We start from the raw sequence: 13,420 nt of genomic DNA on the forward strand, positions 1-13,420 counted from the left end.
GATGCGGTCGCGGGCTGCAACGGATTTCGCGCATCAGCCCGCGGCCCTGGTCACGCCCGCCCTTCCAGCAGGCGGAAACGCTGGATCTTGCCGCTTTCGGTCTTGGGCAGCGCCTCGGCAAAGACCACGCGGCGCGGGTATTTGAAGGGCGCGATGACGGATTTGACGTGATCCTGCAAACACTTGGCCATCACCTCGCCAGCCCGGGCACCGGGGCGCAGCACCACATGCGCCTCGACGATCTGCCCGCGCTCGGCCGAAGGGGCGCCCACGACCGCGCATTCCAGCACGTCGGGATGGGACAGAAGCGCGGCCTCGACCTCGGGGCCGGCGATGTTGTAGCCGGCCGAGACGATGATGCCGTCGGTGCGGGCGGCAAAGTGGAAATAGCCCTGCTCGTCCTGCCAGAAGCTGTCGCCGGTCAGGTTCCAGCCGTCCTGCACATAGGCGCGCTGCTTGTCCGGGTCGGCCAGATAGCGGCAGCCCACCGGCCCGCGCACCGCCAGCCGGCCCGTCTCGCCCGGCGGCAGTTCGCAGCCGTCGGGGCCGATGATCCGGGCCTCGTAGCCCGCGACCGGGCGGCCGGTGCAGGCCGGGCGGCTGTCGCCGAAGCGATTGGTCAGGAAGATGTGCAGCATCTCGGTCGAACCGATGCCGTCCAGCATCGGCTTGCCGGTCTTGGCCATCCATTCCTCATAGACCGGGCCGGGCAGCGTCTCACCGGCCGAGACGGCGGCGCGCAGGCTGGACAGGTCCGCCCCCTCGTCCATGGCGCGCATCATCACCCGATAGGCGGTCGGCGCGGTAAAGCAGATGGTGGCGCGGTATTTCTGGATGATCTCGATCATGTTCGGCGGCGAGGCGTTTTCCAGCAGCGCGGCCGAGGCGCCGAAGCGCAGCGGAAACACCGCCAGCCCGCCCAGCCCGAAGGTAAAGGCCAGGGGCGGCGAGCCGACGAAGACATCCTCGGGCCGCACCTCCAGCACCTCGCGCGCATAGCCGTCGGCGATGATCAGGATGTCGCGGTGGAAATGCATGGTCGCCTTGGGCTCGCCCGTGGTGCCCGAGGTAAAACCCAAGAGCGCCACGTCGTCGCGGCCGGTTTGCACCGCCTGAAACCGCACCGGCTGGGACAGGGCGGCGCGGTCCAGTTCGGCATCGTGGTTCGCCGTGCCGTCGAAACCCACCACGGTCTTCAGATAGCGGCTGTCCTTGGCGGCCAGCGCCAGTTCGTCCATCAGCCGCGTGTCGCAAAGCGCGTGGCTGACCTGGGCCTTGTCGATGATCTTGGCCAGCTCGCCCGCCCGCAGCATCGGCATGGTGTTGACCACCACCGCGCCAGCCTTGGTCGCGGCCAGCCAGCAGGCCACCATCGCCGGGTTGTTGGCCGAGCGGATCAGCACCCGGTTGCCGGGCCGCACGCCGTAATCCTCGACCAGCGCATGGGCGATGCGGTTGGTCCAGTCGGTCAGTTCCTTGTAGCTGCGGATGCGGCCGTTGCCGATCAGCGCGATATGGTCGCCGAAGCCCCGCTCGACCATGCGGTCGGTCAGCTCGACCGCGGCGTTCAGATATTCGGGGTAGTCGAAGCCGTCCAGCTTCAGCACGGGCCAAAGCTCGGCCGGCGGAAGGTTGTCGCGCGAGAAGGTATCGACATGCGCCGAGGGTCCAAGCGGCGGATTGCCTGTCATCTTCAGTCTCCCTGTTGGGCGGGCCGGCATCTTGTCGTGCCGTGGCCCGCGGGCGCCCCGCCCCCGTCAGGCGGGGATCACGGCGGTTGCCTCGATCTCGACCTTGGCGCGGTCCTCGACCAATGCGACGACCTGCACCAGCGCCATGGCCGGATAGTGCCGGCCGATGATGTCCTTGTAGGCCTGTCCGATCCCCTTGAGCGCACCCAGATATTCGCGCTTGTCGGTGACATACCAGGTCAGGCGCACCAGATGTTCGGGCCGCGCGCCGGCCTCGGCCAGCACGGCGACGATGGATTTCAGCGTCACGCGCACCTGTTCGACGAAATCGTCGGTTTCGAACTCCTGCTGGTCGTTCCAGCCGATCATGCCGCCGGTGAACACCATCCGCCCGGTCGCGGCGATGCCGTTCGAATAGCCCGGCGTCGCCTTCCAGTTCCTGGGATGCAGAACCTCATGCACCATCGCTTGCCTCCATGAATGCGATCATCTTGCGGCGGATCACCTCGGGCCAGGGTGCGGCGCGCCCGTCCGGCGTGACCCAGACCAGGGTCGAGACGCATTGCAGCCTGACCTGCCCGCCGGCACTGGCCCGCTGCACCAGCCGCGCGCTGGAGCGGCCGACATGCTGGAGCTCCAGCGTGAATTCCAGCACCTCGCCCAGACGCGAGGGGGCCTGGAAGCCGGCCTCGATCTGCACGGTCGGGACGGCGCAATCCTCCTCGATGTGGATGCGGGTGAAGGGATAGGCCAGCACCTCGGCGAAGAAGTTCTCGATCACCGAGTTCAGCATCTCGAAATAGCGGGGGTAAAAGACGATCCCCGCCGGGTCGCAATGGTTGAACTCGACCTGGATGCGACGCAGATAGCTCATCCCAACACGCTCCGGGCGATCACCACGCGCTGCACGTCGCTGGCGCCCTCATAGATGCGCAGGGCGCGGATGTCGCGGTAAAGCGCCTCGACCGCGGTGCCGTGGCGCACGCCGTCGCCGCCATGCAGCTGCAGCGCGGCGTCGATCACCTCCTGCGCGGCCTCGGTGGCGTAAAGCTTGGCCATCGCCGCCTCGCGGGTGACACGGGGGGCGCCCATGTCCTTGGTCCAGGCGGCGCGATAGACCAGCAGCGCCGCCGCATCGACCCTGACGGCCATGTCGGCCAGGTGGCCCTGCACGATCTGATGATCGGCCAGCGCGCCGCCGCCGGCCCGCGGCCTGTGCACCCGCGCCAGGGCTTCGTCCAGCGCGCGCCGCGCCATGCCAAGCGCCGCCGCGCCGACGGTGGGGCGGAACACGTCCAGCACCGACATGGCGATCTTGAAGCCCTCGCCCGGCCGGCCGATCAGCGCCGCATCCGGCAGCACCACCCCGTCCAGCTTCAGCCGCGCCAGCGGATGCGGCGCGATGACCTCGATCCGCTCGGCGACGGACAGCCCGGCGCAGTCGGCCGGCATCAGGAAGGCCGAAAGGCCGCGCGCGCCGGGCGCCTCGCCCGTGCGGGCGAAGATCACGTAAATATCCGCGATGCCGCCGTTCGAGATATAGGTCTTTTCGCCCGTCAGCCGCCAGCCGCCCGGCGTGCGCTCGGCCAGTGTCGCCGTGCTGGCCACGTCCGAGCCGGCGCCCGGCTCGGTCAGCGCAAAGGCCGAAATCGCCCGGCCCGTGCGCGTCCGATCCAGCCATTCGCGCTGGCCGGGAGTGCCGAACAGCGACACCGCCCCCATGCCCAGCCCCTGCATGGCAAAGGCGAAATCGGCCAGCGGGTCGTGCCGCGCCAGCGTCTCGCGGATCAGGCACAGGCTGCGCACGTCCAGCGCCTCGCCCTCGGCCGCGCCGCTATGGCGCAGAAAGCCCGCCTGCCCCAGCGCCGCGACCAGCCCGCGGCAAGCCGCATCCACGTCACCGTGATCCACCGGCAGATGCGCCGCGCACCAGTCCTCGAGCGCCGCCGAAAGTTCGCGGTGGCGGGTCTCGAAAAAGGGCCAGTCCAGAAAGCTGCGATCCGCCATGTCTCAATCCCCCTGAAAGACGGGTTTCTCCCTGGCGACAAAGGCGCGATAGGCGCGCTCGAAATCGCGGGTCTGCATGCAGATGGCCTGGGCCTGCGCCTCGGCCTCGATCGCCTGTTCCAGCCCCATGTTCCATTCCTGGTTCAGCTGGGTCTTGGTGATGCCATGGGCAAAGACCGGCCCGGCCGCCAGCCGCTGCGCCAGCGCCTGCGCCTCATCCTCCAGCGCGTCCGCGTCATGCAGCGCGTTCCAGAAACCCCAGGCATGGCCCTCTTCGGCGCCCATCACCCGGCCGGTGTAAAGCAGTTCCGCCGCACGCCCCTGGCCGATGATGCGCGGCAGCATGGCGCAGGCGCCCATGTCGCAACCGGCCAGTCCGACGCGGGTGAACAGGAAGGCGCATTTCGCCTGCGCCGTCGCCAGCCGCAGGTCCGAGGCCATGGCCAGGATCGCGCCGGCGCCGACGCAGATCCCGTCCACCGCCGCGATCACCGGCTTGCCGCAGCCGATCATCGCCTTGACCAGATCCCCGGTCATGCGGGTAAAGGCCAGAAGCCCCTTCATGTCCATGCCGACCAGCGGGCCGATGATGTCATGCACATCCCCGCCCGAGCAGAAATTGCCGCCGTTCGGGGCCAGCACCACCACATCCACGTCGCTGGCATAAACCAGCGCGCGGAAGGTGTCGCGCAATTCGGCATAGCTGTCGAAGGTCAGCGGGTTCTTCCGCTCGGGGCGGTTCAGGCGGATGGTGGCGACGCGGCCCCGCATCTCCCAGATGAAATGCTGCGGCTTCAGCCCGGCCAGCTCGGTCATTTCGGCCCCCCCATGCGTTTCAGGATTTCGGTCAGCAGGTCGATGTCCTGCTCGGTCAGCCCGGCGAAAATGCGGTTCACCTCGGCCTCGTGATCGGCGGCAAAGCTCTCGAAGGCCGCCAGCCCCTCGGGCGTCAGGCTGACGAAGACCGTGCGCCGGTCGGTTTCCGAGGGCGTGCGCCGCGCCAGCCCGTCCTTTTCCAGCCGGTCCACGACCGCCGTGGCATTGCCGTTCGAGACCAGCAGCATCCGCGACAGCTCGCTCATGGTGACGCCCTCGCGCCGGCGATACAGCGCCGCCATCACGTCGAAGCGCGGCAGCGTGGTGTCGTGCCGGACCCGCAGGAATTCGCGCAACTGCCCCTCGGCCGCGCGGGTGACGCCCAGCAGGCGGATCCACAGCTTCAGCCGGCGCTTGGACAGGGGATCGCTCATGCCTCGCCCCCCGCGATGGCGATGGCCTGGCCGTTGATCCCCTCGGAGCCCGGACCGCACAGCCACAGCGCCGCGGCACTGACCTCGGCGGGCTGGATCAGCCGGCCCTGCGGATTGGTCGCGGTCAGCGCGGCCAGCGCCTGCTCCCGGCTCTTGCCGGTCTTGTCCATGATGGTGGCGATGGAACGCGCCGTCATCTCGGTGTCCAGGAAGCCGGGGCACAGCGCGTTGACCGTCACCGGCCGCCGCGCCACCTCCAGCGCCAGGCTGCGGACCAGCCCGACCACGCCATGCTTGGCCGCCGCATAGGGCGCGACGTAGGCATAGCCGCGAAGGCCGGCGGTCGAGGCCACGGCGATCAGCCGGCCCCAGCCGGGCAATTGCGCCAGCCCCTCGCGAAAGGTCAGGAAGGTGCCGGTCAGGTTCACCGCCAGCATGGCGTTCCACTGCTCCAGCGTGGTGCGGCCCAAGGGCGCACTTTCCGCAGCGCCGGCGTTGGCGATGACGATATCGCAGGGGCCGGCATCGGCGAACATCGCCTTGACGCTGGGCTCACTGGTCACGTCGGCGGTCAGGGCGCGGGCGCCGGTCTGTTCGGCCACGGCCTCCAGCGGCGCCTTGCGGCGGCCGCAGATCACCACCTCGGCCCCGGCCCGGGCAAAGGCGCGCGCCAGATCGGCGCCGACGCCCGTGCCGCCCCCGGTGATCAGCACCCGCTTGCCCGCGATGGTCATGCCCGGATCGCCTCCTGCGCGCGGCTGCGCAACCGCAGCGCCTGGTCGCGGCCGGCCAGATAGGGCAAGGGCCAGGCCGCGGCCTCGTCCCCGGCCTCGACGGCGGCGTGCAAGGTCCAATAGGGATCGGCCAGATGCGGCCGCGCCAGGCAGACCAGATCGGCCCGGCCGGCCAGCAGGATGCCGTTCACCTGATCGGCCTCGGTGATATTGCCCACCGCCATCGTCGCCAGCCCCGCCTCGTTGCGGATGCGGTCGCTGAACGGGGTCTGGAACATCCGGCCATAGATCGGCCGCGCCCCGGTGCTGGTCTGGCCGGCCGAGACGTCGACGATGTCGGCGCCGGCATCGGCGAACATCCGGGCGATCTCGACCGCCTCCTCGGGCGTCACGCCCTCGTCCCCCACCCAGTCATTGGCCGAGATGCGCACCGACATCGGCTTTTCCGCCGGCCATGCGTCCCGCATCGCCGCGAACACCTCCAGCGGATAGCGCATGCGGTTTTCCAGGCTGCCGCCGTATTCGTCCTCGCGCCGGTTCGACAACGGCGAGATGAAGCTGGAGATCAGATAGCCATGCGCCGCATGCAGCTCGACCATGTCGAAGCCCGCCCGCGCCGCCATGCCGGTCGCGGCGACGAACTGGTCGCGCACCATGTCCATGTCGGCGCGGTCCATCGCCTTGGGCACGGCATTGCCGTCCTGCCACGGGATCGCGCTGGCCGAGATCAGCGGCCAGTTGCCCTGGGCCAGCGGCCGGTCGGCATCCTGCCAGCCCAGCTGGGTCGAGCCCTTGCGGCCGGAATGGCCGATCTGCATGCAGATCTTCGCCCGCGTCTCGGCATGGGTGAAATCGACGATCCGCTTCCAGGCCGCCTCGTGTTCGGGTGCGTAAAGACCCGGACAGCCAAGGCTGATCCGCCCCTCGGGCGAGACGCAGGTCATCTCGGTATAGACCAGCCCGGCACCGCCCTTGGCGCGTTCGGCGTAATGGGCGAAATGCCAGTCGGTCGGGCAGCCGTCCACGGCCTTGTATTGCGCCATGGGCGAGACGACGATGCGGTTTTCCAGCTCCATGTCGCGCAGCCGGAAGGGCGCGAACATCGGGCGCCGGCCCTTGCGCCCGCCTGCGCGTTCCTGGAACCAGTCCTCGGCCTGCCCCAGCCATTCGGGATCGCGCAGGCGCAGGTTCTCGTGGCTGATGCGCTGCGAACGGGTCAGCAGCGAATAGGCGAATTGCAGGGGTTCCATGTCCAGGTAACGCTCGACCTGCTCGAACCATTCCAGGCTGTTGCGCGCGGCCGATTGCAGGCGCAGCACCTCGATGCGGCGCTCTTCCTGATAGCGTTCGAAGGCGGCCGGCATCGTCGGTTCCGAGTGCAGGTATTCGGCCAGCGCGATGGCGCTGTCGAAGGCCAGCCGCGAACCCGAGCCGATCGAGAAATGCCCGGTCGCCGCCGCATCGCCCATCAGCACGACATTCTCGTGATACCAACGCTCGCAGATCACCCGCGGGAACTGGATCCAGACCGCCGAGCCGCGCAGATGCGCCGCATTGGACATCAACTCGTGGCCACCAAGGTGGCGCTCGAAGATCTTGCGGCAGGTTTCGACCGTTTCCTCCTTGGACATGTCGGGAAAGCCCAGCTTCTCCCAGGTCTCGGGCAGGGTCTCGACGATGAAGGTCGCGGTGTTGTCGTCGAACTGGTAGACATGCGCCCAGATCCAGCCATGCTCGGTGCGCTCGAAGATGAAGGTGAAGGCGTCGTCGAATTTCTGATGCGTGCCCAGCCAGACGAACTTGCAGCGCCTCGTGTCGATGTCGGGCTTGAACACCTCGGCATATTCGGCGCGCACCAGGCTGTTGATGCCGTCGCAGCCCACCACCAGGTCGTAATCCTTGCGGTATTCCTCGGCCGAGCGGAACTCGGTCTCGAAGCGCAGGTCGATGCCCAGTTCGCGCGCACGGGCTTGCAGCAGGACCAGCATCTGCTTGCGGCCGATGCCCGCGAAGCCATGCCCGCCCGAGACGGTGCGCACGCCGTCATGCACCACGGCGATGTCGTCCCAATAGGCGAAATGGCTGCGGATCGCCTCGGTGCTGGCGGGGTCGTTCTGCTGCATCCGCCCCAGCGCGTCGTCCGACAGAACCACGCCCCAGCCGAAAGTGTCGTTGGCCTTGTTGCGTTCCAGCACGGTGATCTGGTGCGACGGGTCGCGCAGCTTCATCGAAATGGCGAAATACAGCCCAGCCGGTCCACCGCCCATGCACAAAATCTTCATCGCTCACCTCCCTGCGCCTTTCCGCCCCCTGAGGAAAACCTGCCAGCGAATCGGATTCGTTTCAAGTTTAAAATTTCAAGCTTGAAATGATTTTTGCCGGTGGCATGATGCGCATGGGATGCAGTGCGGAGTTTGCGACATGACAACCATTGCCGTCATCGGCCTGGGCACCATGGGCTTGGGCATCGCCCAGACCTATGCCGCCGCGGGTTTTGCCGTTCTGGCGACCGATGCCGTGCCAGAGGCGCGCGAGACTGCGCTGGGCCGGCTGCGCGCCGGCCTTGCGCCTCGGGTCCGGGCCGGCAAGCTGGCGCAAGCCGATCTGGACGCGATCCTGGCCCGCATCACCGTCGTCGACGGCCCCAAGGCCATGGGCGCCACCGATCTGGCCATCGAGGCGGTGGTCGAGCGGATGCCGGTCAAGCAGAGCCTTTTCGCCGCATTGGAGGCGGTGGTGGCGCCCGATGCGGTGCTGGCGAGCAATACGTCCTCGCTGTCGATGGCTGCCATGGCCGAGGGGCTGGCCCGCCCCGAGCGCCTGCTGGGCCTGCATTTCTTCAACCCGGCGCCGGTGATGAAACTGGTCGAGCTGGTGGCCCATCCCGGGACCGGCGCAGCAGCGCTGGACCGCGCCCGCCGACTGACCGAGGCCGCCGGCAAGACCGTGATCCCATGCCCCGACCGGCCCGGCTTCATCGTCAACCGCTGCGCCCGGCCGTTTTACGGCGAGGCGCTGGCGATGCTGGAGGAAGGCCGCAGCGCGGCCGAGATCGACGCGGCGATGCAGGCGGCGGGCTACCCCCTGGGCCCCTTTGGCCTGATCGACCTGGTGGGGGCCGACATCAACCTGGCGGCCACAGAAAGCCTTGCCGCCGCCATGGAGGGCCATCCGCGCTATCACGTCTTCGACGCGCTGCGGCGGCAGGTCGCCTCGGGCGATCTGGGGCGCAAGACCGGCCGGGGCTTCCTTTACCCGGACGAGCCCGGCCCCGCCCCCAAGGATGCCAAGGCCATCGCCCGGCGCATCGAGGCGGCGCTGGTCAACGAGGCCGGCTGGCTGCTGGCCGAAGGCGGCACGACGCAGCAAGGCATCGACACGGCGCTGAAACTGGGCCTGAACTTCCCGCGCGGCCCGTTCGAGGTGCTGGCCGCGCAGGGGCATGAGCGGGTGTTGGCCCGGCTGGACCACCTTGCCGCCGCCGCGCCGGCCCATTTGGACGGACGCTACCAGCCCGCTCCGGTGCTGACGCGCTGATTCACGGCTGCGCGAAACGGGCCGAGACCTCGGCAGGACCGACCCGGGCATGGGCGCTGCGGGCGCCATCCAGCGGCAAGGGGCCGATCCGGGCGCCGGTGATGACGACATTGCCCCGGCGCAGCGGCAGGCCCTGCGCCGCCGCGTGACCGGCCAGCCAGGACAGGAAACCCACCGCCTCGGCCAGACTCGCCGCGGCCTCGGGGGCGGCGACGGGTTGGTCGTTCAGCCGAAGTTCGATCCCCAGCCGGCCGGTCATGCCGTCGCGCCAGCCGGGCAACACATCGCCCAGCACGATCCCGGCCGAGCCGAAGCCGTCGGCCATCAGTTCCAGCGGGCTCGCCATCCTGCGGTCGGCAAGGCGCGGGGCGACCAATTCAAAAGCCAGCCGCACCTCGGCAATGGCATCCGTCGCAGCGGCGGCTGTCGCACCGGCGGGCAGGTCCGCGCCAAGGATCAGGGCGGTCTCGACCTCGATACAGGCATCGGCCGGCAAGGGCCGCAAAAGGGCGCCCGAGCGGACGACCCCCTGCCCCGGCAGAGCGCCGGCATGGCGGTCCCGGCCGGCCAGCAGCGCCATTTTCCAGGCACCGCCGCCAAGCGCCCGGATCACCGCCCCTTGCACCGCATAGGCCGCGTCGGGATCGGGCGGCGGCGGGGTCAGGCCGGGCAGGCGCGGCGCGCCCCGATGGACCGCCAGCAGGGCGCGGGCGGCGGCCTCGGGATCGAATGCGGCGCTCACGTCGCCACCTTCAGGCCCAGGTCGGGCATGGCGCTGCGCGGGATGACCGCGCCGGGATGGGCCACGACGACCGAGGCCAGGCGGGCAGCAAGGGCCACGGCCTCGACCGGCGACAACCCTGCCTCGGACGCGACCAGCCAGCCGGCATTGAAGCTGTCGCCGGCGCCGGTGGTATCGAGCGCGGCGATCTTCGGCGGCAGCGGATGGGTCTCGATCCGGGTGCGGCCGGGCGCGCGGTGCAGCACCTCGTCCCCTCCGGTGGTCAGCACGATCTCGGCTCCGCCCAGCCCGGCCAGCAGCGCCATCGCCCCGGCCGGGTCCGCGACCCCAAAGCAGCCGGCCAGATCGTCCAGCGAGGGCAGGATCAGTGTCGCCAGCGCCGCCGCGCGGGCGATCACCTGGCGCGCAACAGCGGCATCGGGCCAAAGGGCGGGGCGGTAATTCGTGTCCAGCACGATCCGGCCCCCCGCCGCCAACCGCCGTTCCAGCGCCGCGAACAGCCGTTCGCGGCTTTCTGGCAGCAGGATCGCCAGCGTGACGCCGGACAACAGCACCGTCCCGGCCTCGGCCACGGCATGCAGCGCCTCGTCGCCATTCTGGAACATGCGCCGCGCCGGCGCCTGTTCGCGCCAGTAAAGAAAGCTGCGCTCGCCCCGCATGTCGGTCGAGATGAAGCTGAGCCCGGGGCGGCCGCCCGGTTCGGTGGCGCAAAGATCGGCCACGCCCTCCTCGGCCATGACGCCGCGCAACCAGCGGCTCATCGCGTCGTCGCCGAGTTGCGACAGATAGCCGACCGAGCCGGCCGGCATGAGCCGCGCCAGATAGATGGCACTGTTCAGCGTGTCGCCGCCCGCGCGCCGGTCGAAGGTCGAAGGCGCATCGCGGCGCGCGGTGAACTCGACCAGCGGCTCACCGATGCAAAGGTAGCGCATGCCAGGCCTCGTAAGGGGTGGGCAGCGGCCGGCCGGCGAAATAGGCGGCGATATTGTCCAGCACCAGCTGCGCCATCGCGCGCCGCGCCTCGGCCGTGGCCGAGCCGATATGCGGGGTCAGCACGCAATTCGGGGCATCCAGCAGCGCCTGCGGCACGTTCGGCTCGTCGTCGAACACGTCGAGCCCGGCCCCGGCGATGGCGCCCGCATCGAGCGCCGCGGCCAGCGCCCCGGCATCGACCACCGGGCCGCGCGCGACATTGACCAGAATGCCAGCGGAGCCGAGCGCCGCCAGCACATCGGCATCGACCAGACCGCGCGTATCCTCGCCCCCCGCCGCGGTGACGAAAAGCAGCGCGCAATCCCGCGCCAGGGCCAGCGCGTCGGGTCGGAAACCGTCCGGGGTGTCCGGCTTTTCATGCCGGGCGGTGTAGAGCACTTCCATCCCCATGCCGCGCAGCAGGTCGGCCAGCCGGCGCCCGATACGGCCATAGCCCAGGATGCCGGCCCGCCGCTCCAGCAGCGAGAGGCCAAGGCCCAGCTTGCCGCCCGAGGACCACTGTCCCGCGCGCACGAAACGGTCGCCCTCGGCGATGCGGCGCCCCGCCGCCAGGGCCAGGCCAAGCGCCATCTCGGCCACCGCCAGGGACAGCACGTCGGGGGTGGTGGTGACGGCGATGCCGCGACGCCGCGCCTCGGCCAGATCGACGGCATCGACGCCGACGCCGTTCACCGCGATCAGCCGCAGCGCCGGCAGCCGCGCCATCTGCGCACCCGACAGCCCGATATTGCCGGCGGTCAGCACCGCCTCGACATCCGCCGCATCGCCGATGTCGCGGATCACCCGATAGTCGGCGGCAAGCCGGTCGGCCATGTCCTGCGGCTTCAGCTCGGCCAGGGCCAGGATACGCGGGCGGGTCATGCGATCTGGCCCAGGAAGTTCTGCAGCCGCTCGTTCCTGGGATTGCCGAAGAACTCGTCCGGCGCGTTCTCCTCGACGATCACGCCCTTGTCCATGAAGATCACCCGGTCGGCGACGGCACGGGCGAAATCCATCTCATGCGTGACGCAAAGCATGGTCATCCCCTCGCGCGCGAGGTCGATCATGGTGTCCAGCACCTCCTTGACCATTTCCGGGTCCAGCGCCGAGGTCGGCTCGTCGAACAGCATGATGCGCGGCTTCATGCACAGCGCGCGGGCGATGGCGACGCGCTGCTGCTGGCCGCCGGAAAGCTGGGCCGGATATTTGTCGGCCTGTTCGGGAATGCGCACCCGCTCCAGGTATTTGCGGGCCGTCGCCTCGGCCTCGGCGCGCGGGGTCTTGCGGGTCTTCATCGGCGCGAGGATGCAGTTCTCCAGCACGGTCATGTGCGGGAACAGGTTGAAGGACTGGAAGACCATGCCGACATCCTGCCGCACCTTGGCGACATTGTCGCCGCCGGCGGTCAGTTCCACCCCATCGACGATGATGGTGCCGGATTCGATGGGCTCCAGCTGGTTGATGGTGCGGATCAGCGTCGACTTGCCCGAGCCCGAGGGCCCGCAGATGACGATGCGCTCGCCCCGCGTCACGGTCAGGTCGATATCGACCAGCGCATGATAGGCGCCGTAATACTTGTTCACGGCACGCATGATGATGGCATGTTCGGTCATGTCGGTTTCCCCTGGGATGGCACGCGGCCGGGACACGGCCGCGCGGCGCGCGTCACTGGGCGTTCTTGACGAAATCGGGCAGTGGCTCGCCCAGCCATTTCTGATGGATCTGGTCCAGCGTGCCGTCGGATTTCGCCTGGTCGACGAAGGCGTTGACCTGTTCCAGCAGCGCATCCGACCCCGGCGCGACGGCGATGCCCTGCACCTGGCTCGACAGGTCGAACTTCTTGTCGAAACGGTCGCCCGCCACGGTCGAGACCTGCGAGAACACCACGTTCGACAGCCCGATCAGCCTGACCTGCCCCGACATCAACGCCTGCACCGCGCTGGCGTCGTCGTCGAAACGGCGGATGTCGGTGCCCTGCGGCGCGACGGCGGTGACGCCGGTGTCCTGGGTCGAGGCGCGGGCGACGGCAAGGGACTGGCCCGCCAGCCCCTCGGCATCCGTCACCTCCAGCCCGCCGTCGCCATAGACGGCGATGCTGATCCCGGCATAGGGCTTGGAGAAATCGACCTTCTCCGCCCGCTCCTCGGTGATGCCCAGCGAAGCGACCAGCACATCGACCTGGCCCGAAAGCAGATAGGGGATGCGGTTCGGCCCGGTGACCGGCACGATCTGCGCCTGCACGCCCAGGAACTCGCCAAGCGCATTGGCCACGTCGGCATCATAGCCGTCGGCCTTGCCCGAGGCGTCCTGGATGCCGAAGGGCGGGAAATCGACCAGCATGCCCACCCTGAGGGTGCCGGCATTCTTGATCGCGTCCAGATCGGCGGCGCTTGCGGGCGGGACAAGCCCCATGGCCAGCACGCCGGCGGCCAGGGCGGTAAAGATGCGACGGTTCAGTTTCATGGTTTCCTCCTCCGTGAACTCATT

14 protein-coding genes are annotated in these 13,420 nt (G+C 69.2%); 1 reads left to right on the top strand and 13 read right to left on the bottom strand.

Annotation, left to right across the window (positions count from 1 at the left end):
* Positions 1–50: 50 nt before the first annotated feature.
* From BLT64_RS15760 to BLT64_RS15795, 8 genes are all read right to left on the bottom strand, one after another.
* The gene (locus BLT64_RS15760; RefSeq protein WP_011751312.1) at positions 51–1,691 is read right to left on the bottom strand and encodes an AMP-binding protein; all 1,641 of its coding nucleotides are present in this window, start codon (positions 1,689–1,691) and stop codon (positions 51–53) included.
* A 66-nt stretch (positions 1,692–1,757) separates the two neighbouring features.
* Positions 1,758–2,156 (bottom strand): RidA family protein, encoded by a 399-nt coding sequence (locus BLT64_RS15765; protein ID WP_011751311.1) that lies wholly within the window; start codon positions 2,154–2,156, stop codon positions 1,758–1,760.
* Positions 2,146–2,565, bottom strand: coding sequence for an acyl-CoA thioesterase (locus tag BLT64_RS15770; protein ID WP_011751310.1), 420 nt, complete (start codon positions 2,563–2,565; stop codon positions 2,146–2,148). The genes BLT64_RS15765 and BLT64_RS15770 overlap by 11 nt, the downstream gene beginning before the upstream one ends.
* Positions 2,562–3,698 carry an acyl-CoA dehydrogenase family protein gene (locus tag BLT64_RS15775; RefSeq protein ID WP_011751309.1) on the bottom strand — a complete coding sequence of 379 codons (1,137 nt, stop codon included), beginning with the start codon at positions 3,696–3,698 and terminating at the stop codon, positions 2,562–2,564. Before BLT64_RS15775 ends, BLT64_RS15770 begins: the two co-directional genes overlap by 4 nt.
* A gap of 3 nt (positions 3,699–3,701) precedes the next feature.
* Positions 3,702–4,514 (bottom strand): enoyl-CoA hydratase family protein, encoded by an 813-nt coding sequence (locus BLT64_RS15780; protein ID WP_011751308.1) that lies wholly within the window; start codon positions 4,512–4,514, stop codon positions 3,702–3,704.
* Positions 4,511–4,948 carry a MarR family winged helix-turn-helix transcriptional regulator gene (locus tag BLT64_RS15785; protein WP_011751307.1) on the bottom strand — a complete coding sequence of 146 codons (438 nt, stop codon included), beginning with the start codon at positions 4,946–4,948 and terminating at the stop codon, positions 4,511–4,513. Before BLT64_RS15785 ends, BLT64_RS15780 begins: the two co-directional genes overlap by 4 nt.
* Positions 4,945–5,682, bottom strand: a complete 738-nt coding sequence (locus BLT64_RS15790) for an SDR family NAD(P)-dependent oxidoreductase (protein ID WP_011751306.1) — start codon at positions 5,680–5,682, stop codon at positions 4,945–4,947. The genes BLT64_RS15785 and BLT64_RS15790 overlap by 4 nt, the downstream gene beginning before the upstream one ends.
* Positions 5,679–7,964: a bifunctional salicylyl-CoA 5-hydroxylase/oxidoreductase gene (locus BLT64_RS15795; protein WP_011751305.1), complete on the bottom strand. Its 2,286-nt coding sequence runs from the start codon at positions 7,962–7,964 to the stop codon at positions 5,679–5,681. Before BLT64_RS15795 ends, BLT64_RS15790 begins: the two co-directional genes overlap by 4 nt.
* Before the next feature lie 139 nt (positions 7,965–8,103).
* On the opposite strand from BLT64_RS15795, the gene BLT64_RS15800 reads away from it, so the two are divergent.
* Positions 8,104–9,219, top strand: coding sequence for a 3-hydroxyacyl-CoA dehydrogenase (locus BLT64_RS15800; RefSeq protein WP_011751304.1), 1,116 nt, complete (start codon positions 8,104–8,106; stop codon positions 9,217–9,219).
* A 1-nt stretch (position 9,220) separates the two neighbouring features.
* Here BLT64_RS15800 and BLT64_RS15805 read toward each other — a convergent pair whose 3' ends face one another.
* The 5 genes from BLT64_RS15805 to BLT64_RS15825 are packed head-to-tail and all read right to left on the bottom strand — an operon-like array spanning position 9,221 to position 13,396.
* Positions 9,221–9,961, bottom strand: coding sequence for a fumarylacetoacetate hydrolase family protein (locus tag BLT64_RS15805; protein ID WP_011751303.1), 741 nt, complete (start codon positions 9,959–9,961; stop codon positions 9,221–9,223).
* Entirely contained in the window at positions 9,958–10,893 is a 936-nt protein-coding gene (locus BLT64_RS15810) for a sugar kinase (RefSeq protein WP_011751302.1), read from the bottom strand. Before BLT64_RS15810 ends, BLT64_RS15805 begins: the two co-directional genes overlap by 4 nt.
* Complete coding sequence (locus BLT64_RS15815; RefSeq protein ID WP_011751301.1) at positions 10,871–11,815, bottom strand: NAD(P)-dependent oxidoreductase; 945 nt, start codon at positions 11,813–11,815, stop codon at positions 10,871–10,873. Before BLT64_RS15815 ends, BLT64_RS15810 begins: the two co-directional genes overlap by 23 nt.
* Positions 11,812–12,546, bottom strand: coding sequence for an amino acid ABC transporter ATP-binding protein (locus tag BLT64_RS15820; RefSeq protein WP_011751300.1), 735 nt, complete (start codon positions 12,544–12,546; stop codon positions 11,812–11,814). Before BLT64_RS15820 ends, BLT64_RS15815 begins: the two co-directional genes overlap by 4 nt.
* Positions 12,547–12,598: 52 nt before the next feature.
* Entirely contained in the window at positions 12,599–13,396 is a 798-nt protein-coding gene (locus BLT64_RS15825) for a transporter substrate-binding domain-containing protein (protein WP_011751299.1), read from the bottom strand.
* Positions 13,397–13,420: the final 24 nt, after the last annotated feature.

The sequence above is a fragment of the Paracoccus denitrificans genome, from assembly GCF_900100045.1.
GTDB lineage: Bacteria > Pseudomonadota > Alphaproteobacteria > Rhodobacterales > Rhodobacteraceae > Paracoccus > Paracoccus denitrificans.